Here is an 18,666-nt window from a genome sequence, read left to right as displayed (position 1 = left end):
CGGATCGAACCCGTCCGAGCCTCCGGCCCTTGCAAACAAACGTCGAATTCCCGCAAGCAAATGGAAACTTTGCCCGGCAACAGGAATAAATTGATTGTTGTAAGGGAACGATTGTTCGTATTAGAATAGGAACATAAGTTCTGTTTGGGATTATCGGAATGGAGGCGGAGGCCATGCCCATGGAGAAGTACGTCGGGCACACGGTGGAGATTATTTACGTAGACGCCGAAGGACGGTTCACGCAGAGAAAGATCACGGTCCGCTCCGTGATCGACGGGCGCGTGCGGGCCTACGACCACTCGAGACGGGCGTTTCGGGTATTCAAAGCGTCGAATATTTTGGCGAGGAAGCCGGTGAACGGCCATGCCTCGTGAACGCACCATCTTCCTGGTCGACGGCCAATCGTTCTATGCCTCGGTTGAAAAATCGGGCTACCCCCAATACCGGAACAAGCCCGTCGCGATCGGGGATCCCGACCGGCGTTCGGGTATCATTCTGGCGGCTTGTCCGGTTGCCAAAGCCCGCGGAGTCACGACGGCGGAGCGGATCTTCGAGGCCCGCGCCAAATGCCCCGACCTCGTCGTCATCCGCCCGCGAATGCAGCGCTATATTTCCATCTCGCTGTTGATCACGCAGTTATTCGAAAATTTTACCGACCTGGTGGAGCCGTACTCGATCGACGAGCAATTTTTGGACGTGAGCGGGTCGATCTCGCTTTTCGGGAGTCCTTACGAAATCGCCCGCCAGATTCAGGCGCAGGTTAGGGCCTCGACCGGCGTATGGTCGCGGGTCGGGATCGGACCGACGAAAATCCTCGCCAAAACCGCGACCGACAACTTCGCGAAGAAGCGTTCCGACGGCATTTTCGAACTTAATCGGGACAACATCGAAACCGAGCTGTGGCCTTTGCCCGTTCACCAGATGTTCATGGTCGCCAATCGGATGACGCGCCATTTTATCCGAATGGGGCTTCCCACGATCGGCGACGTGGCCCGGCTGGAGCTGGGCGAGTTCAAGCGGCGGATGCGCCGGGAAATGGGCAAGCAGAGCGACATTCAGGCGGAATACTACTGGCAGACGGCGAGGGGGATCGATCCGTCCCCGGTCGTTCCCGGCATCCGGGGCGCGCTCAAGTCGGTCAGCCACGGAAAAGCGCTGCGAAGCAGCTTGTACCGCCGGCTCGAGGATATCGAGGTGGTGCTTTTGGAGCTTGTCGTCGAGGTATGCCGCAGGGCTCGCCGTCACGGGTATATCGGGCGCGTCGTCTCCGTCGGCGCCGTCGAAACGGACGGCGAAAGAACGCTGCATTTCGGCCGGCAAACGACGCTGCCGCACGCCACCTCCCTTACCCATGAAGTGGCAGCCGCCGCCCGCAAGCTTTTCGTCGACCATTGGCGCGGATTGCCGCTTAGCCGTTTGTTCGTTTCGCTCAACGAACTGTCGGACGACAGCGCGTACCAGCTTACGTTATTCGATGACCGGCCGGCAGCGTATGCGATCGAGCAGGCAACCGACGCGATCAAGGATCGTTTTGGAGATGCAGCGATCATGCGGGCTTCCTCCCTGCTGGAGTCGGGCGTCGCGCGGGAAAGAGCGGAACAGATCGGAGGTCATTATCGATGAGCAAATTGGACGGCAACGAACGGTGGAAATCGAAAATGCTGCTTACCGAGCATCAGGAGCAATACGAACAGCGCAACGCGAAACCGGTCAACCAGCAGACGGAGGAAGAACGTTATCTCGTTCGCGACTACGTCGTTTTGCCGCATATGCTGACGATGGCCGATAACAGCCACCGCGCGATCCTTTCCACGGCCAATCCGCTAAAGTCCGTTATCGCCGTTTTCCTGCAGGTGCTGATGGACCGAATCAGCGGAGAAATTCAGCGCACCGTCCGGGAGTTCGGAAAGCGGAACATAAGAGTCATGCAGGACGAGTGCGTCGACGGGATTTATTATTATCAGGTTCGCTGCCGCGGATTTACCGAGAAGGTAGGGTTTACGCGGGAAGTCATGAGGTCGGAGATCCGAAACAAAATGACCGAATTCACGGAAGAAATCCTGCAGCGGACCGGCGGGAAAAGGGCATGAGGGACAGAAGGATCGGAAATGGCCGCTCGAAACAGGGGGCCCCGGCCCCCCCCCCCCCCCCCCCACTGCCCCCAATACCCCCCCCCCACACCCCCCACCCAGCCCAACCCCCACTCGCCCCTCCAGTCCAAACCCACAGCGGGTGGGGGCAATAAGAGTCGTGCGTCACACGGGCACGGCAGGGCCTGGAAAAACAAGGGTGACCCCCCCCCCCCCCCCCCCCCCGAGTTCGAGCGGCTTTTTTTCGCATCTTCACAGCCCAGGACCCGGGAGCGGTTAGAAACGAATCGTGACACGCGTGCCGACCGGGACGAGCGATGACAGCGCCAGCACGTCCTCGTTGTACATCCGGATGCAACCGCGCGACACTTCATAGCCGATCGAAGAGGGATCGTTCGTGCCGTGGATGCCGTAGTGCGGCCGCGACAGCCCCATCCAGAACGCGCCGAACGGACCGCCGGGATTGGCCTGCTTGTTGATGATCGTGTATTCCCCGACCGGGGTTACCGTGGCAGCCCGGCCGATGCCGACGGGAAACTCCCGTTCGACGACGTTCCCGTCCAGCAAATAAAGCCGCCGATCCGACAGATCGACGATAATCCGGTAATCGGGCACGCGCGTTCTCTCCTTTGCGGCGATGGTTGATCAAAATCAGCTTATGCGGATAAAAAGGCAGGGGTAACCGGACGAAAACGGCCATATGGATGTCATAAAAGCGCTATCGGAGGTCGATCGAAAATGAACGAGGGCCAACTGTTCACCTGGGCATCCTTGTCGGCGATAGGCGGGGCGTCGCTGCTGACGTTTTTTGTCGTGCAATACACGAAAGAGCTGGTCGACCGTTACGCGAAGCGGCTGCCGACCGATCTATACGCGGTTTTGGTCGCGTTTGTCATTTTGCTGCTGGCGCAGCTGGCGAACGGAGCGAATGCGGGGGATTGGCGCGTTTGCGTGCTGGCGCTGGCCAACGGCTTTCTCGTGGCGGCCGCGGCGGGACAAATCCAGAACAAGGCGCTTCATCCTCCGGGAGCGAAGAAAAACAGCGGAAACGGCAACGGCGGCGACAAAAGCGCAGCGGGCGAAACGGAAGGCGGCCGTGGCGATTCCGGCGACGGAAACGCCGAAAAAAACGAGTAGAACGGAATTGTCAGCCTGAAAAGTTGCAAAAAAATGTCGAAAACGCACATTTGCTGTTAGAATGTGGTTAAGGGCTTCATTCATTTTCATCAAGGATCCGATAGTGAGAAAATATTATCTTGGCTATAACGGCCAAAGAGTAGGAGAGCCGATGCAGCGGGACGAGGCGACCAGGCTGCTGTTCGCCACCCGCCGCTCGGTCAAAGGGCTTTGCCTCCTGATCTATGACGAAAAAAACCGCCTGATTCGGCAAATCCCGAAAAAGTTAAAACGATAAAAGAGGCTTTCGGGGTTCCGATGACGGGATGATCGTGATATTTTATTACGAGGAGACCATAAGCGGGAGGAAAACATGAGACTTATCCGAACTTTTGCCGAGGGCGACGAAATAACGGGCTTTTACCTGTTGAAAAACGTGGAAATCAAACAAACGAACGGGACGCCGCCCAAGGACTTTCTCGATCTCGCGCTGGCGGACAAAAGCGGCGAAATTCCGGCCAAGCTATGGGACGCCTCCCCGACCGACAAGGAAGCGTTCGTGGCCCCCATGCTGGTCAAAGTGCGCGGAATCGTGCAGTCGTACCGCGAAAAGCCGCAGCTCAAAGTCATTCAAATCCGTCCGGTCGTTCGGGAGGACGGCCTGAACATTACCGATTTTGTCCGTTCCGCCCCGGTGCTGCCGGTGGATTTGCTTCACGCGATCGCGACGACGGCGGGCAGCTTTCAGGATCAGGACATCAAACGGATCGTGGAAATGTGCCTGGCCAAGGCTTCGGACAAGTTGATGCATTATCCGGCGGGAAAAGGCATGCACCATGCGTTTTACGCCGGCTTGGCCTACCATGTCGCCCGAATGCTGGAGCTCGGAGAGTTCGTGTGCAGGCAGCGGCCGTTTTTGAACCGGGATTTGCTGCTGGCCGGCATTATTCTGCACGATATCGCGAAGACGGAAGAAATGGAAGCGGAGCTCGGCGTCGTGTCGGACTACAGCGTCAAAGGCAAGCTGCTCGGCCATCTGGCGCTGGCTTACGGCTGGATTACCGAGTCGGCCGTCGCGCTTGGCATGAGCCTGGACGACGAGAAGGTCGTCGCCCTTCAGCACATCGTGCTGTCCCATCACAATTTGGGCGAGTGGGGCAGTCCCGTGCAGCCGCAGCTCCCCGAAGCGGTCGCCCTGCATTACATCGACCAACTGGACGCGAAGCTGCAGGCGGTCGAAGACGCGGTGGACGCCGCTCACGACAACAGCAAATGGACCGCCCCGGTTCGGGTCGCGGAAAACAAGCAAATGTACGTCATGAACAAGGCGTAACGCGCCTTGAGGTTTCGCCGTTATTCGAATCCCGCTTTTTTCAAATTGCGGTAACTGATGGCCAGGCTTTCGAACGCTTCCGTCGGCCCTTGATCCCGTTCGACCAAGTACCATTTCACTCCGGCATCCTCGCAGGCGGCGAAGATAGCCGGCCAGTTCAGATTGCCCTCCATCACCTCGGACATGGTCGTCTGCTCGTCGGCGATGGCCGAAAATTTTTTGGGGAAGGCGGCATAGCCGTCGGCGCTGCGGAATTCCTTGGGCGGCGCGTCGGGCCTCTCCGCGAGCCATTTATGCCTTTTTTTCCAAGGGTTCGGGCGGGGGAAGAAAAACAGGGGCCGCCGAAATCGTTGCCGCGGCAGCCCCGCAAACCCTTATTCCATCGTAGCGTGCAGCGACCAATAAAGCCGAACCAGCTGCGATTCGTACATAAAGTGCTTTTTGTAAAAGTAGATGTGTTTTTCCGGGTCGATGTGTTCGTAATATTTGGCCAAAGTACCGTACAGGCTTGCCTTTTGCAGCAGTTGCGCCAAACGCGGATCCAATTTCATCTCTCCTTGGGGTTGATTTCAAACCAGCATATGCGGAGTAGGCGTTTACCGCTACCGGAAAGGAGCGAGGGGAGGAATAAAGAAATCGAGCCACGTCTCGCGACGTAGCCCTCATGGGAGACGGATTTGCTTTTTCTGGAAGGCATTGTCGCCGGCTCGGCGAAGGCAATGGATGAAGTCGCGGCTGCAGTACACCGCCATGTAACAAAAGCAAGCTTTTCGGCATATGCTAAATCAATTTAATCTGATTGGAGGCAGCGGCCGATCAGATACTCCCGGCTCATCATCGGCCTGCCGGATGGAGAGTGACAAAATGGACAGGACAGCGAATATGGGACTCCCGCAGTTGGATCAAAATGATCCTTGGAGCGTGGAGGACTTTAATAACTCCCTTATGCAACTGGACAAAGAAATTGCGCATCGTGGAATCAATCTGAATTGGTATGGCTTGAGTTCCGATAATGCAGATAATTTACCCCACATACTCCGCGCGATTGATGAAAATCCGCCTGGAACGACCTTTATAACGCCTTACTCTCCGGCTCCTTACAAGATTAAGGGCACGATTAAACCGAAATCAGGCATGAAATTCCTATCGACAGAAGGAGCGGTATTCGATTCCTCAGAATTTAATGGTGATTTGTTTTTGATTGACAATGTAGATGGAGTGGAAATCAGCGGGGTTACATTTATAGGACCTGCAACTCCAGGCTATAGCCGTGCCATTACAATCTCCGGCACTTCGAAAAGATGCAAGGTGAAAGACAACGAGTTTCGCAATTATTACGGCGGTGCGGTATTTGTCAACGCAAGCCGCAATTATATCCTTCACAATGATTTTTACACGGTGAATAACAAGCCGACACCCAGCGAAGCTGATTTTGGTACAATCCATATCTCAGGCGATCGGAACGTAATGATCGGAAACATCATCCGCGATAATGACTATTCGGGGATTTCCCTCTACAAGGCATCGTACAACATTGTTCAATCCAATGAAATTGTGTGTAAAGATGGATTCGGTCCCGGACAGATGGGAATTTACATTCTTTCCGGTTGCAGTTACAATGACATCTCGCATAACGTCGTTAAAAACAGCGGAAACGAAGGAATTATCCTTAATTCCAACGACAACTACGGTCCGATCGAGCACAATATCGTGAGTAATAATATTCTTGTTAATTGTTTGTATGCGGGCATTTCACTAGAAAAAGGGGGCAGTTACGGGGTTAATTATAATATCGTTGAGGCGAATCAGATCGCTTCGTTTTCAGTGCCTATACCGACCACCGATACAAGCCATGGCATTCGAGTGAACGGGGCCAATCATAATCTGATTAAAGGAAATATCATTCGATCTGACAGATCCCGCTTATTGGTTGGCATTCGAATCGAAAACGGCGCTATTGCCAATAACATCGAAGGAAATCAGATAATCGGGGCAGCTAGAGGGATAGCTGTCACAGGTGAGGATGTACATGTTCAAAACAACCATCTTTATGATAGTTTTGAGCTATCCATGAGAATAAGCTACGCAAGAAACGGGATTATTGAAAACAACACGATCAAAAACTCCGGTCCCGGCGGGTCGATTGCAATGGGCAATGATTTACACGGGTGCGTAATTCGTAATAATAAATTAGACCGAATGCCATATGATGAGGTTGGAGCAGTTGGCGTTCGCGCAATGCTTCATAGCAACCACATCCATACCATCACATATCAAGGTACGGCTACGCTTGTTTCGGGCATGGCTGCGGTTTCTACCGTAGCGATAAATCCGGATAATTCCATTGGCGAGATTCAGTTGAGTTACTTAGCTCCGGCAGGTGTGGCTGCAAATCGTGGCGCATTATTTATAGACGGCGTCTTTAAAGAGAGCAGCCAGTTCGTTATTCGATCAACGAATCCTAACGATGCCTCAACAGTCGCATGGCGAATAATTCGATAAAAACAAAAAAATCGAGCCACGTCTCGCGACGTGGCCCTCATGGGAGAGGAGAAACCGGACGAAGAGCTTATGGGGAAACGTAAGTCTTCTCCGCGGTTGTCCCCGGCGCCTTGCGAGCGCCGGTACTATCATTGTGACCGCTTTGCGCGGAAATATACGCCGAACCGAAGAAAATTTTGAAACGCCGGTTCGGCGGCCGGAGGCTGCGCTTTTGCGATGCGGCGAAATGTGGTAACATAGCACCATTGACGCCTCGGACAAGCCATGCGCTTGCGAGGCGATGCGTGCGAGGGATAACAAACGTGAGAGTCATATCGGGACAAGCCAGGGGACGGCCGCTCAAGGCGGTTCCCGGCGACGCGACGCGTCCGACGACGGACAAGGTGAAGGAAGCGCTGTTCAGCATGATCGGGCCGTATTTCGACGGGGAAAGGGTGCTCGATCTGTTCGCCGGAACGGGCGGGCTCGGCATCGAGGCGCTAAGCCGCGGGGCGGGGCATGCGGTGTTCGTGGACGCGAGTCCCAAGAGCGTGGCGGTCGTCCGAAGCAATCTGGAGGCGACGAGGCTGGCCGATCGGGCGGAAGTGTACCGGAACGATGCCGGCAAGGCGATCCGGCTGCTGGAGAAGAAGGGGCTTAAGTTCGATCTGCTTTTTTTGGACCCTCCCTATATAATGAAAGATTGCGCGGAGCGGCTGCTCGACCTGGCCGCCAGGGGGCTTGTGGCCGAAGGCGCGACGGCGGTCGTGGAGCACGAATCGGCCTTCGATTACGGAGACGGGTTCGGCCCGTTTCGACGGCGGCGGCACGCGGCGTACGGCGAGGTTGCCTTATCCATCTATCGATATGAAGGAGAAGCGTAAATGACGCGGAACACATCCAGGCAGGAAGGCGAGCATCCGAACCGGATCGCGGTCTATCCGGGCAGCTTCGATCCGGTCACGTTCGGCCATTTGGACATTATCCGGCGGGCGGCGAAGCAGTTCGACCGGTTGATCGTGGCGGTGCTGAACAACACGAAAAAAAACGCGCTGTTCACGGTGCAGGAGCGAACCGAGCTGCTGCGGGAAGTGACGAAGGACATCCCGAACATCGAGATCGACAGTTTTCGGGATTTGCTCGTCAAATATATGCGCTCCCGCAATGCGCAAGTGAGCGTTCGAGGCATTCGTTCGGTGACCGATTTCGAGTACGAGCTGCAAATGGCGTCGACGAACCGGCATCTCGACGAAGGCATCGAAACGATTTTCATGATGACGAATCCGAAGTATTCGTATTTGAGCTCGAGTATTGTCAAGGAAATCGCTCAGTTTAACGGGCAGGTGCAGGAGCTTGTGCCCCCTGCCGTGGAAGCCGCGCTCAGACGCAAGTTCGGAACGTCGTAGGCGGCGGCGCCGGCAGATCGGAACCGGCGGCGGCGCTTCGGCGGAGGCAAGCGAAAGAAAAATACCGTCCGGGCGAACGAACGCCGCGGGCGGTATTTTTTTGACGAATTTTTTGACGATATGGAAGAACGCATCAAGGCTCCGGCGGGCGCTTGGGCGGGCGAATGAGCGCGGCGAGCAGGGCCAGCAGCAAAAAAACGGCGATGGATGCGACCGCGGTCGCCAGCGTCGCCGAAGAAAGCGCCCAGCCGCCGGGGAACGATAAACCGGCGCTTTCGGTTCCGCCCGGCGGCCCGCCGGCGGCCCAAGCCGGGACCAGCTGCGCGAGCCACCCTTGCCGGACGGCCGTGGCGAGCGGATAAACGAAGGCGAGCGCGAGGGCGGCATGCAGCAGGCGTCCGGCGATAAAGCGCAGCCAGGGGAACGGGCGGCCGGCGCCGAAAACGGCCCGCGCCTGCAGCAGGCCGCTGAAGCCCGTCCAGGCAAGCACGGCGGCAAGGAGAGCGGCGGCGTGAACCGGCTCGGACTCGAACAAGGCGGAGCGGCCCGTTTCGTAAGCGCCGAGGTGCATTTCGTAGACGCCGGGCACCGCCAGCCAGGCGTCGGCGCCGGGAAACGCGACCTGAATCATGCGCAGCAGCACGGCGCTCAGCATCATAAGGCCGCCGACGGCCATCAGCGTCGCGACGGAATGGGTCACCGCGTCGGAAATTTGCTGCCCGAACGGCCGCCCGTCTTCCTGCCGCGCTTCGCGGACGGCGCGATAAGCCCGGCGCAGCGCGGCGGAAGGGGAGCCGACCGGCAGCGGCGGCGGCACGGCCGGGGCCGCCGCCTTCATCAGCCGCGCCCACAGCCCCCCCGCGGCGGCCGCCGACAGCCATACCCCCGCCGCAATCGCCCATCCGTACAGAGGAGAATGCAAAAAACCGCTGCCGATCACGAGCACGACCAGAAACGGGCTCGGCACGTGCGAAACGAGCAGCAGCGTGTCCGTATCCTCGTCGCGCACGAATCCTTTTTCCCTGAGCCGCGCCGTTTCTCTCGCGCCCGCGGGCGCTCCGGCCGCCCAGCCCAGGGCGATGGCCCAACCGGATACGCCCGGCAGCCGGAACATCTTCCGGGTAACCGGCTCCCCAATAACCGCCAGCCCGTGGAGCAGGCCGGACGCCGCCAGCAGCTCGGCCAAAATAAGCGGCGGCAGCAAGCCGGGAAACACCGTCTGCCACCACACCTCGAACCCGCCGAGCGAGGCGCGGAACGCTTCCCCCGGCGAGCGAACGATGCTGGCGACAAGCAGCAGCGCGCACGCGCCAAGCAAAACGGACACGAGAACGGATTTTTTCTTTATGCCTTCGCTCACGTCGCACCTCCTTTTTCTCCGAAGCCCGATAACCCGCCGAACCGTGAATTCGCGAGCGGGCCGCAGGGCGTAATGTTGTCGAAAAAACGTTCAATTGGCCGATGTGTCCGCGCTTGAGCCGCTGGGTTAAGCTGCCGCAGCGATGCTCGGGTTGCACGCCGCGGGACAAGCGGGCTTCAGTTATAAGTACGCTGCGAACCGGGGAGGTAGACCAAGGGAGCGAGCATGGAGGGCAAAAGGGGCGCAAAAAAAAAACGGCGCCGCACCGACGATCCGGCAGCGGCGCCGCGCCTGTCTTTAAAAGCGAACCGGAGGCTCCGTATAATCGCGCCAGGCGCCGCCGGGCGAAGCGGGGTCGAAGGCAAGCGAATAGACGGCGGTCGCTTGCGCGTCCAAGCGCAAATAAGCCCAATCGCCCTCTGCCGCGCTTTGGACGACCGGGACGGACGCGGACGTTTTCATCCGGCGCAGCAGGGTCCGGCCCCGTTCGCCGAAGCCGAGAACGCGAATATACTCGATGCCGGACGCGAGCCGCTCCGGCGAGAGCTCCTCCTTGCGGTGGCCGAGCAAAATGCGCAGCAGCGTCCGCTGCAGCTTCGTGCGCGTATAGCGCTTCGTCTTCAGCGTCTCGAGCAGCGCCTCGACGGCGTAGGACGGAAGCGCACGGAGCGACTGGCGGATGCGGAACTCCAGCCCTTCCGTCACTTCCGCGAACGCGGCCAGCTCCGCCTCGCTCGATTGCAGCAGACGGTGGAACAGCGGGCGGGCGAACGCTTCCCACGTGATCGGCGCCCTGCCGGCCGCCGCCTCCCGCCGCAAAACGTCCAACGTGCTCTCGGGCACGAACGGCGCGATGGCCGACAAGTCCGCCTGCTCGGCGAGCAGCTTGCGCAGCGCGGTGGCGCTGGCGATCCGGTCGTCGGTAATCGACGTCTGATTGTAGCCGGATTTTTCGCGGCGGATCGAATAGGGCTCGATTCGGCTGTCGAGCCGCCGGAGCGCAAGCAAATAGTGCAGGCCGAGCGTATGGTTCGGCTGATCCAGCCGAAAGCCGGCGTCCGCGATCAAGCCCTCGCCGGCCAAATACGAGCGGACCGCTTCGTTGAACGCGGTCGGGTACGGCAGTCCCGTTTTCAGCAGTTCGCCGAGCCGGGCCCCGACCGCCTCCGGCTCCTCCGCGAGCCGCTCCGCGATGCTTACGAGCGGAGCCAGCTCCCCGCTTTCGCTGCCGAAGCACAGCGCGTCGACCGCTCCGGTCGCCGCGAGCACGCCGACGGCTCCGTACGCGAACCACTGCGCCGGCTGGGCGCTGTACGCGACGGGCAGCTCCAGCACGAGGTCGCAGCCCGCGCGGAGCGCCATTTCGGCGCGCGCCCATTTGTCCGCGAGCGCCGGCTCCCCCCGCTGCAAAAAATGGCCGCTCATGACGGCGACGACCGCGTCCGCTCCCGTTATTTTCCTTGATTGCCGAATGTGATAGAGATGGCCGTTATGCAATGGATTGTATTCGACGACGATTCCGACCGTGCGCATCGCGTTCTCCTTCCGTATGGACCGCGTTTTGGCCGCAAGCGTTTTTTTTCAATATACACATCTTCGCGCCCGAACGGCAACCGCGGCGTATGCCGGGCATGCGGCCGAACCGGGGAACGAAGCGGGAAGCGGACCTGCGCCCGGCGATCCGATAACGGCGCAGGCCGATTCCCGAATCCCGTCCGCGACCGAAGGGAACGGCAATCGCCGCAATCGGCCGAGGCAAGAAAATATCCGGCAAAAGCCGTATAAGGAGAAGGGCTCCCGCGCAACACTCTAGTATGGCGAGCGGCTCTTTTCTTTTTTGGCCTGACGCGACCGGCATGCGCAACCTGCATAAATGTTGACAAAACGTTAATAACCTCGATATAATAATTTTTGTTTGTTTGGAGTGATGGTCTATGTTGCTGAACGTTCAAGAACTCGCGGCCCGCAAGGTCCCCGTACGCTTAAGCGAGTCCTTCGATGCGGCGAAAACGGTTGAAAATCTGCGCGACGTGAAGCCGCTGAGTCCCGTCTCCGCGGAACTTACCGCGGAATACGCGAACGGAATGATCGAAGTTTCGGGCCATCTCGACTGCCGACTGCAGCTTGCGTGCTCTCGTTGCCTTGATCCGATCGAGTACGATTGCAGGGTTTCGTTTCGGGAATCCTTCAAGATCGTATCGAAAGAAATGGCCGAGCGCGGGGAGCAGGACGACGAAGATTTTGTGCCGATATACGGCGACAGCCTGGAGCTTCGCCCGTATGTGGAGGAAGAATTGCTTCTTCATCTGCCGTATGCGCCGCTTTGCCGTGAGGACTGCAAGGGATTATGCTCCGAGTGCGGGCACAATCTCAATCACGGAACTTGCGGATGCAACAGGGAGAAAATCGATCCCCGGCTTGCGGCGTTGAAGGATTGGTACGATACGAGGCCGAACTGACTTTCTCTCGTTAATGAACGCCTATACAGGGGCAGCAGCTTTGAGCACTCGACTCGGATAAGGAGGTGGGAACATGGCAGTCCCTTTTGGAAAAACATCGAAATCCCGCAAAAACAAGCGCCGCACGCACTTCAAACTGGTCGTTCCGGGCATGGTTAAATGCGATCAATGCGGCGAGCTGAAGCTGGCGCACCGCGTTTGCAAAGTATGCGGTACGTACAAAGCTCGCGAAGTCATCAAGCAATAATCGAATGAACGCGTCTAGGGGTCATTGCTTCCGGGCGCGTTTTTCTTTATACTCTGGTTTAGTACCTGGTATCAGTATGAACCTTTAAGGCGGTGGCGAACGTGGAACGGCTTCCCAAACGTCAGCGCCACCAGCAGCTCAGCCGCTTGCTGGAGGAAAATCCGTTCCTTACCGACCGGGAGCTGACCCGCTTGCTCAAAGTGAGCATCCAGACGATCCGGCTCGACCGGATGGAACTGGCCATTCCCGAGCTTCGGGAAAGGCTGAAAATGATGGCGGAACGATCGTACGATTCGGTCCGTTCGCTGCCTCTGCACGAGGTGATCGGCGATATCGTGGATTTGCAGCTGGACAAGAGCGGCATTTCCATTTTCGAGATTCGGGAGGAACACGTGTTTTCCCGCAGCGGCATCGCCCGGGGCCACCACGTGTTCGCGCAGGCCAACTCGCTGGCGGTAGCCGTGATCAACGACGAAATCGCCCTTACCGCGTCGGCGGACATTCGCTTTATCCGGCCGGCCAGGCTCGGAGAGAAGTGCATCGCCAAGGCTTACGTTCGCTCGAGCGGGAGCCAGAAGGGAAAGGGCAAAGTCGAAGTATTTACTTACGTAGGTGAAGAAATGGTGTTTCAAGGGAACTTTGTCATTTATCGTTCGACGGGGGAACCGGATCGCGAAGGAGGAAGCGCCCATGAGAATCGCCATTGACGCGATGGGCGGAGACCACGCCCCCGAGGCGCCGGTCGAAGGGGCGCTGGCCGCGGCGGCCGAGTGGCCGGATACGGAGCTGATTCTCGTCGGCAAGCCCGACGCGATCGAGCCGCTGCTGGCCGGCCGGAAGCCGGCCAACGTTTCCGTCGCGGCCGCGACGGAGATTATCGGCGGCGAGGACGAGCCGGTCCGCGCGGTGCGGCGCAAGACGGATTCCTCGATGGTCGTCGCGGGAAAAATGGTCAAGGAAGGCGCGGCGGACGCGATGATATCGGCCGGCAACACCGGCGCGCTGATGGCCGTCGGCCTGCTCGTGCTCGGCCGGATGAACGGCATCGAGCGTCCGGGCCTGGCGCCGATGCTGCCGACGCTGGACAGGGTCGGCGTGCTTGCGCTCGACCTCGGCGCCAACATGGACGCCAAGCCCGAGCATTTGCTTCAGTACGCGCTGATGGGCAGCATGTACCGGGAGAAAGTGCACGGCCTGCCGAAGCCGCGCGTCGGGCTGTTGAACGTGGGAACCGAGCCGGGCAAGGGGAACGAGCTGACCAAGGCCGCGTTCGAGCTGCTCGGCGGCGCGCCGATTCACTTTATCGGCAACGTGGAATCCCGCGACGTGCTGACGCGCAACTGCGACGTGCTCGTATGCGACGGTTTTTCGGGCAACATTTTGCTGAAGGCGATGGAAGGCGTAGCCGATACGGTTTTCGGCGTGTTGAAGAAGGAGCTGACGTCCTCCCTGAAGTCCAAGCTGGCGGCCGCCATGCTTCGGCCCAACTTCCGCAACATCCGGAAGCTGATGGATTCCAAGGAGCATAACGGCGCTCCCTTGCTCGGCGTGAACGGTCTCATCGTCAAAAGCCACGGCTCGTCCGACGCGGTCGCGACGAAATTCGCGATCCGCCAGACGCGGACCGCGATCGAAAGCGGACTTATCCCCGCGCTCGCGGGGGAATTCGGCAGAAAGTGAGAGATAACGGATGAATGGATATCCCGTAGGCGTTCTGGGCGTCGGCATGTACGCGCCGGAACGCCGTCTGACGAATCAAGAGCTCGAAAAAATGGTGGACACGAACGACGAATGGATCGTCAGCCGGACCGGCATTCGCGAGCGGCGGATCGCCGCGCCCGAACAAGCGACGTCCGACCTCGCGTACGAAGCCTCGCTGAAGGCGCTCGCCGCGGCGGGCATCACCGCCGAAGAGCTCGACCTGATCGTGGTGGCGACGATTACGCCGGACATGTTTTTCCCGTCTACGGCTTGCATCCTGCAGGAGAAGCTCGGCGCGAAAAAGGCGGCCGCATTCGACCTGTCCGCCGCATGCTCCGGCTTTATTTACGGACTGGCGAACGCTTCCGGATTCATCGCGTCGGGCATGTACCGGTACGCGCTCGTGATCGGAGCGGACAGCCTGTCGCGGATTACGGATTACACCGACCGCAATACGTGCATTCTGTTCGGCGACGGCGCGGGAGCGGCGGTGCTGGGACGGGTGCCGGAGGGCCGCGGCTTCCGCTCGTTCGAGCTCGGGGCCGACGGAAGCGGAGGGGAACTGCTGAACCTTCGCGGCGGCGGCTCGCGCCTGCCGTCTTCGGAGAAGACGATCGCCGACCGCAATCATTTTATTTACATGAACGGACGCGAAGTGTTCAAGTTCGCCGTCCGGATCATGGGCAACGCGGCGGAAGAAGCGCTCCGGAAAGCGGGCAAGAGCAAAGAGGACATCGATCTGCTCGTCCCGCATCAGGCCAACATCCGGATCATTCAATCTTCCCTGGAGCGCCTGAGCCTTTCCGAAGACAAGTGCAAAATCAACGTCGACCGCTACGGGAACATGTCGGCGGCTTCGATCCCGCTCGCGCTTGCCGAAGCGGTGGAGGAAGGACGGGTCCGCGAAGGGGATTGCCTCGTGCTCGTCGGTTTCGGAGGCGGGCTGACGTGGGGCGCTTCGGTGCTCGTTTGGTAAGCCGCAAGCCGCCGGAAGACCCCCGCATGAATTAGGAGGAATCGTCACGATGGGTAAAACAGCGTTTGTGTTTCCCGGCCAAGGGGCGCAAGCCGTCGGCATGGGCCGGGACGCTTACGAACGGTTCGAATCGTCGCGCGCGATCTACGACCGCGCCGACGAGGCGCTCGGCTTCTCCGTATCGAAGCTGGCGTTCGAAGGGCCGGACGAAGAATTGAAAAAAACGGCGAACACGCAGCCGGCGCTGCTGGCGACGAGCATCGCGCTGCTCGAAGCGTTCAAGGCCCGCGGCGCGAGGCCCGATTACGTCGCGGGACACAGTCTCGGCGAGTACAGCGCGCTTGTCGCCGCCGGCGTGCTGGCGTTCGACGATGCGATCCGCCTCGTGCGGGCGCGGGGGTTGTTCATGGAGCAGGCCGTGCCCGGCGGGAAAGGCGCGATGGCCGCGACGCTGGGCGCGGAGCGCGACGCGCTGGAAGCGCTGTGCCGCGACGTGTCCGCTTCGGTCGGCCTCGTGGAGCTCGCGAACGTGAACTGTCCCGGGCAGATCGTCGTTTCCGGCACGGCCGAAGGCGTCGCCGCCGTCGCGGAGCGCGGCAAGGAAGCCGGCGCGAAGCGGGTCGTCCCGCTGGAGGTCAGCGGACCGTTCCATTCGTCGCTGATGCAGCCGGCCGCCGACAAGCTGGAAGCGGAGCTCGCTGGGGTCGCGTTCGGCGACGCGGCCGTGCCGGTCGTCGCGAACGTATTCGCGCGTCCGGTCACGTCCGGGGAGGAGCTGCGCGGCCTGCTCGTCCGGCAAGTCGTCTCGCCGGTGCTGTGGGAAGACAGCGTGCGCTTCTTGCTCGGCGAAGGCGTCGACACGTTCGTCGAAATCGGGTCGGGCACGGTGCTAGCAGGCCTGATCAAAAAGATCGACAAGACGGTCAAGATCGTGTCGATCAACAGCGCGGCAGCCGCCGAAGAGGCGGAATGGAATTGACCGCGATTACGCTTGGCATCGAAAGGAGGCGTTACGGATGGCGAATTGGGATTTGAGCGGCAAATCCGCGCTCGTTACGGGCGCGTCCCGCGGCATCGGCCGGGCGATCGCGATCGCGCTCGCGGAAGCCGGAGCCGACGTGGCCGTCAACTATTCCGGCAGCGAAGCGGCCGCGGCGGAGACGGTGCGCGCGATCGAGGCCCTCGGCCGGAAGGCGGTCACCGTCAAGGCGAACGTCGGCAAGGCGGCGGAATTCGAATCGCTCGCGCAGACGACGCTGGAAACGTTCGGAAAATTGGATATACTGGTGAATAACGCGGGCATCACCCGAGACAATCTAATCATGCGGATGAAAGAAGAAGATTTCGACGCCGTCATCGAGACGAACCTCAAGGGCGTGTTCAACGGCATCAAGGCGGCAACGCGGCCGATGATGAAGCAGCGTTACGGAAGAATCATCAACATTTCGTCCGTCGTCGGCGTGCTCGGCAACGCGGGGCAGGCGAATTACGTCGCCGCCAAGGCGGGCGTCATCGGCCTCACCAAATCCGCCGCCCGCGAGCTCGCTTCCCGCGGCATTACCGTCAATGCGGTCGCTCCCGGCTATATCGAAACGGATATGACGGACAAGCTCCCGCAGGAAGCGCGCGAAGGCATTTTAAGCCAGGTGCCGCTCGGACGCATGGGCAAGCCGGAAGACGTCGCCAGCGCGGTCGTCTACCTGGCGTCGGATGCGGCGTCGTACTTGACGGGCCAGACGATTCATATCGACGGCGGCATGTACATGTAACGGCGTCCGGGGTTTGGCCGCTTCAAGTAAACGGTTGCGCTATGGCTTTTTGTCCATGATTCACGTATAATACGTTAAGGGAGGTGAACCGGATGTCCGATATACAGGAACGCGTTAAACGCATCGTAGTCGAACGCCTGGGTGTCGACGAGGCGGAAGTGACCAACGAAGCATCCTTTAAAGACGATTTGGGCGCTGATTCTCTCGACGTGGTTGAACTCGTGATGGAGCTCGAAGATGAATTCGACTTGGAGATCTCCGACGAGGATGCAGAGAAGATCACAACGGTGGGAGAAGTCGTGAATTACATAAAATCTCATTCGTAATGATCCGACAAAAGTCCCGTTCGTGGAACGGGACTTCTCCGCATCTAGGCGCCTTTTTTGCGGTTTGCGGCGCGGATGTTTGACATGGCCATTCAGGTACCCGAAGAGGTGAACTTCTTTTGAAACAGCGTGTCGTCGTGACCGGGATGGGGGTTATCACCTCCCTCGGCGCCGATTTAAATACGTTTTGGAATCATCTTTTGGCCGGCAAATCCGGGGTCAGCCTTGTCGAGGCTTTCGATATGACCGACTACCCGACGAAGATCGCGGCCGAAATCAAAAATTTCAACCCCGAACAATTCGGCATCGACAAAAAGGACGCCCGCAAAATGGACCGCTTCGTGCAGTTCGCGATGGTCGCGAGCGGCGAGGCGATCAAGGACGCGGATTTGCGGATCGGCGACAACGCCGAAGCCGACCGCGTCGGCGTCAGCATCGGCTCCGGCATCGGCGGGCTGGGCACTTGGGAAGATCAGCATACGATTTTGATGGAAAAGGGCCCGCGCCGCGTCAGTCCGTTTTTTATCCCGATGATGATCGCCAATATGGCCAGCGGCCAGGTTTCGATCGCCACGGGCGCGAAAGGGCCGAATACGACGGCCGTCACCGCTTGCGCCACCGGCACGCATTCGATCGGCGACTCCTTCAAGATGATTCAGCGCGGGGACGCCGACGTGATGATTTGCGGAGGCGCGGAAGCGACGATTCGGCCGATCGCCATGGCCGGTTTTTCCAACATGCGCGCGATGAGCACCCGCAACGACGAACCGGAAAAGGCAAGCCGTCCGTTCGATACCGGGCGGGACGGGTTCGTCATGGGCGAAGGCGCGGGCGTACTCATTTTGGAATCATTGGAACATGCTCGGCGCCGCGGCGCCCGCATCTATGCCGAAGTGATCGGATACGGCATGAGCGGCGACGCGCATCATATGACGGAGCCGGATCCCGACGGCGCGGCCCGCTGCATGTCGCGGGCGCTCAAGGATGCCGGCATCGCGCCGGAAGCGGTCGACTACATTAACGCGCACGGCACGTCGACGCCCGTCGGCGACAAGTCGGAGACGGCGGCGATCAAGGCGACGTTCGGCGAGCACGCGTACAAGCTCGCCGTCAGCTCGACGAAGTCGATGACCGGGCATATGCTCGGCGCGGCCGGCGGCGTGGAAGCCGTCATTCTGGGGCTGTCGCTGCAGAACGGCGTCATTCCGCCGACGATCAACCTCGAGGACCAGGATCCGGAGTGCGATCTGGACTACGTGCCGAACGAGGCGCGCAAAGCGGACATCGACGTCGCGCTGTCGAATTCCTTCGGCTTCGGCGGGCACAACGCGACGATCATTATGCGTAAATATGAAGCCTAACGGCGCGAACGTGTGACGCAGGCGGCGCGAGCCGCCTGCGT

Annotated in this window: 23 protein-coding genes; 18 read left to right on the top strand and 5 right to left on the bottom strand. The window is 59.6% G+C overall.

What is annotated here, in order from left to right; all coding sequences use genetic code 11:
• Positions 1-173 precede the first annotated feature (173 nt).
• Genes B7E11_RS25805 through B7E11_RS25795 form a run of 3 tightly spaced genes read left to right on the top strand, consistent with a single transcriptional unit; the run spans position 174 to position 2,090 of the window.
• The gene (locus B7E11_RS25805; RefSeq protein ID WP_240353354.1) at positions 174-374 is read left to right on the top strand and encodes a hypothetical protein; all 201 of its coding nucleotides are present in this window, start codon (positions 174-176) and stop codon (positions 372-374) included.
• Positions 364-1,623: a DNA polymerase IV gene (locus B7E11_RS25800; RefSeq protein WP_080840179.1), complete on the top strand. Its 1,260-nt coding sequence runs from the start codon at positions 364-366 to the stop codon at positions 1,621-1,623. The genes B7E11_RS25805 and B7E11_RS25800 overlap by 11 nt, the downstream gene beginning before the upstream one ends.
• Positions 1,620-2,090, top strand: coding sequence for a YhjD family protein (locus B7E11_RS25795; RefSeq protein WP_080840177.1), 471 nt, complete (start codon positions 1,620-1,622; stop codon positions 2,088-2,090). Before B7E11_RS25800 ends, B7E11_RS25795 begins: the two co-directional genes overlap by 4 nt.
• 276 nt (positions 2,091-2,366) lie before the next feature.
• Here the strand turns inward: B7E11_RS25795 and B7E11_RS25790 are convergent, their stop codons facing one another.
• Entirely contained in the window at positions 2,367-2,705 is a 339-nt protein-coding gene (locus B7E11_RS25790; RefSeq protein WP_080840175.1) for a L,D-transpeptidase, read from the bottom strand.
• A 123-nt stretch (positions 2,706-2,828) separates the two neighbouring features.
• Between B7E11_RS25790 and B7E11_RS25785 the strand changes: the two genes are divergently transcribed.
• The 3 genes from B7E11_RS25785 to B7E11_RS25780 all read left to right on the top strand — a co-directional run bounded on the left by B7E11_RS25785 (position 2,829) and on the right by B7E11_RS25780 (position 4,539).
• Positions 2,829-3,227 (top strand): hypothetical protein, encoded by a 399-nt coding sequence (locus B7E11_RS25785; protein WP_245809826.1) that lies wholly within the window; start codon positions 2,829-2,831, stop codon positions 3,225-3,227.
• Between the two features lie 103 nt (positions 3,228-3,330).
• A complete protein-coding gene (locus tag B7E11_RS29855; protein ID WP_176220906.1) occupies positions 3,331-3,504 on the top strand; it encodes a hypothetical protein in 174 nt (57 codons plus the stop codon).
• Between the two features lie 75 nt (positions 3,505-3,579).
• Complete coding sequence (locus B7E11_RS25780; RefSeq protein ID WP_080840174.1) at positions 3,580-4,539, top strand: 3'-5' exoribonuclease YhaM family protein; 960 nt, start codon at positions 3,580-3,582, stop codon at positions 4,537-4,539.
• A gap of 20 nt (positions 4,540-4,559) precedes the next feature.
• On the opposite strand, the gene B7E11_RS25775 is transcribed toward B7E11_RS25780, so the two are convergent.
• A complete protein-coding gene (locus B7E11_RS25775; RefSeq protein WP_240353356.1) occupies positions 4,560-4,724 on the bottom strand; it encodes a hypothetical protein in 165 nt (54 codons plus the stop codon).
• A 189-nt stretch (positions 4,725-4,913) separates the two neighbouring features.
• Positions 4,914-5,084: a hypothetical protein gene (locus B7E11_RS29850; protein WP_176220905.1), complete on the bottom strand. Its 171-nt coding sequence runs from the start codon at positions 5,082-5,084 to the stop codon at positions 4,914-4,916.
• Between the two features lie 319 nt (positions 5,085-5,403).
• Between B7E11_RS29850 and B7E11_RS25770 the strand changes: the two genes are divergently transcribed.
• The 3 genes from B7E11_RS25770 (at position 5,404) to coaD (ending at position 8,426) form a co-directional block, all read left to right on the top strand.
• A complete protein-coding gene (locus tag B7E11_RS25770) occupies positions 5,404-7,041 on the top strand; it encodes a right-handed parallel beta-helix repeat-containing protein (RefSeq protein ID WP_176220904.1) in 1,638 nt (545 codons plus the stop codon).
• 302 nt (positions 7,042-7,343) lie between these two features.
• The gene (gene rsmD, locus B7E11_RS25765; RefSeq protein ID WP_245809825.1) at positions 7,344-7,904 is read left to right on the top strand and encodes a 16S rRNA (guanine(966)-N(2))-methyltransferase RsmD; all 561 of its coding nucleotides are present in this window, start codon (positions 7,344-7,346) and stop codon (positions 7,902-7,904) included.
• Complete coding sequence (coaD, locus tag B7E11_RS25760; RefSeq protein ID WP_080840170.1) at positions 7,905-8,426, top strand: pantetheine-phosphate adenylyltransferase; 522 nt, start codon at positions 7,905-7,907, stop codon at positions 8,424-8,426.
• 133 nt (positions 8,427-8,559) lie between these two features.
• Here coaD and B7E11_RS25755 read toward each other — a convergent pair whose 3' ends face one another.
• A complete protein-coding gene (locus B7E11_RS25755) occupies positions 8,560-9,786 on the bottom strand; it encodes a hypothetical protein (protein WP_080840168.1) in 1,227 nt (408 codons plus the stop codon).
• 297 nt (positions 9,787-10,083) lie between these two features.
• The gene (locus B7E11_RS25750) at positions 10,084-11,319 is read right to left on the bottom strand and encodes a nucleotidyltransferase (protein WP_080840166.1); all 1,236 of its coding nucleotides are present in this window, start codon (positions 11,317-11,319) and stop codon (positions 10,084-10,086) included.
• 401 nt (positions 11,320-11,720) lie between these two features.
• Between B7E11_RS25750 and B7E11_RS25740 the strand changes: the two genes are divergently transcribed.
• From B7E11_RS25740 to fabF, 9 genes are all read left to right on the top strand, one after another.
• On the top strand, positions 11,721-12,245 hold the full coding sequence (locus B7E11_RS25740) for a YceD family protein (RefSeq protein WP_080840162.1): 525 nt from the start codon (positions 11,721-11,723) through the stop codon (positions 12,243-12,245).
• Between the two features lie 73 nt (positions 12,246-12,318).
• Positions 12,319-12,492 (top strand): 50S ribosomal protein L32, encoded by a 174-nt coding sequence (rpmF, locus tag B7E11_RS25735; protein WP_080840160.1) that lies wholly within the window; start codon positions 12,319-12,321, stop codon positions 12,490-12,492.
• Positions 12,493-12,593: 101 nt separating this feature from the next.
• Positions 12,594-13,199 carry a transcription factor FapR gene (fapR, locus tag B7E11_RS25730; protein WP_176220903.1) on the top strand — a complete coding sequence of 202 codons (606 nt, stop codon included), beginning with the start codon at positions 12,594-12,596 and terminating at the stop codon, positions 13,197-13,199.
• A complete protein-coding gene (plsX, locus tag B7E11_RS25725) occupies positions 13,183-14,172 on the top strand; it encodes a phosphate acyltransferase PlsX (protein ID WP_080840157.1) in 990 nt (329 codons plus the stop codon). Before fapR ends, plsX begins: the two co-directional genes overlap by 17 nt.
• 10 nt (positions 14,173-14,182) lie before the next feature.
• On the top strand, positions 14,183-15,169 hold the full coding sequence (locus tag B7E11_RS25720) for a beta-ketoacyl-ACP synthase III (RefSeq protein ID WP_080840155.1): 987 nt from the start codon (positions 14,183-14,185) through the stop codon (positions 15,167-15,169).
• Positions 15,170-15,218: 49 nt separating this feature from the next.
• Positions 15,219-16,148 carry an ACP S-malonyltransferase gene (fabD, locus tag B7E11_RS25715; RefSeq protein ID WP_080840153.1) on the top strand — a complete coding sequence of 310 codons (930 nt, stop codon included), beginning with the start codon at positions 15,219-15,221 and terminating at the stop codon, positions 16,146-16,148.
• Between the two features lie 37 nt (positions 16,149-16,185).
• Complete coding sequence (gene fabG, locus B7E11_RS25710; protein ID WP_080840151.1) at positions 16,186-16,938, top strand: 3-oxoacyl-[acyl-carrier-protein] reductase; 753 nt, start codon at positions 16,186-16,188, stop codon at positions 16,936-16,938.
• Positions 16,939-17,030: 92 nt separating this feature from the next.
• Positions 17,031-17,264: an acyl carrier protein gene (gene acpP / locus B7E11_RS25705; protein ID WP_080840149.1), complete on the top strand. Its 234-nt coding sequence runs from the start codon at positions 17,031-17,033 to the stop codon at positions 17,262-17,264.
• Between the two features lie 119 nt (positions 17,265-17,383).
• Complete coding sequence (fabF, locus tag B7E11_RS25700; protein WP_080840148.1) at positions 17,384-18,625, top strand: beta-ketoacyl-ACP synthase II; 1,242 nt, start codon at positions 17,384-17,386, stop codon at positions 18,623-18,625.
• Positions 18,626-18,666: the final 41 nt, after the last annotated feature.

Origin of the sequence: Cohnella massiliensis, assembly GCF_900169535.1 — a bacterium.
GTDB lineage: Bacteria > Bacillota > Bacilli > Paenibacillales > Paenibacillaceae > Cohnella > Cohnella algarum.
This window is presented reverse-complemented; position numbering and strand designations above follow the sequence as displayed.

Coding starts and splice junctions, on each gene's coding strand:
- B7E11_RS25800 (WP_080840179.1), top strand. CDS start 364: ATGCCTCGTGAACGCACCATCTTCCTGGTCGACGGCCAATCGTTCTAT.
- B7E11_RS25750 (WP_080840166.1), bottom strand. CDS start 11,319: ATGCGCACGGTCGGAATCGTCGTCGAATACAATCCATTGCATAACGGC.
- B7E11_RS25775 (WP_240353356.1), bottom strand. CDS start 4,724: ATGTCCGAGGTGATGGAGGGCAATCTGAACTGGCCGGCTATCTTCGCC.
- B7E11_RS25805 (WP_240353354.1), top strand. CDS start 174: ATGCCCATGGAGAAGTACGTCGGGCACACGGTGGAGATTATTTACGTA.
- acpP (WP_080840149.1), top strand. CDS start 17,031: ATGTCCGATATACAGGAACGCGTTAAACGCATCGTAGTCGAACGCCTG.
- B7E11_RS25720 (WP_080840155.1), top strand. CDS start 14,183: ATGAATGGATATCCCGTAGGCGTTCTGGGCGTCGGCATGTACGCGCCG.
- plsX (WP_080840157.1), top strand. CDS start 13,183: ATGAGAATCGCCATTGACGCGATGGGCGGAGACCACGCCCCCGAGGCG.
- B7E11_RS25785 (WP_245809826.1), top strand. CDS start 2,829: ATGAACGAGGGCCAACTGTTCACCTGGGCATCCTTGTCGGCGATAGGC.
- B7E11_RS25770 (WP_176220904.1), top strand. CDS start 5,404: ATGGACAGGACAGCGAATATGGGACTCCCGCAGTTGGATCAAAATGAT.
- rpmF (WP_080840160.1), top strand. CDS start 12,319: ATGGCAGTCCCTTTTGGAAAAACATCGAAATCCCGCAAAAACAAGCGC.
- fabG (WP_080840151.1), top strand. CDS start 16,186: ATGGCGAATTGGGATTTGAGCGGCAAATCCGCGCTCGTTACGGGCGCG.
- B7E11_RS25795 (WP_080840177.1), top strand. CDS start 1,620: ATGAGCAAATTGGACGGCAACGAACGGTGGAAATCGAAAATGCTGCTT.
- coaD (WP_080840170.1), top strand. CDS start 7,905: ATGACGCGGAACACATCCAGGCAGGAAGGCGAGCATCCGAACCGGATC.
- B7E11_RS25740 (WP_080840162.1), top strand. CDS start 11,721: ATGTTGCTGAACGTTCAAGAACTCGCGGCCCGCAAGGTCCCCGTACGC.
- B7E11_RS25780 (WP_080840174.1), top strand. CDS start 3,580: ATGAGACTTATCCGAACTTTTGCCGAGGGCGACGAAATAACGGGCTTT.
- fabD (WP_080840153.1), top strand. CDS start 15,219: ATGGGTAAAACAGCGTTTGTGTTTCCCGGCCAAGGGGCGCAAGCCGTC.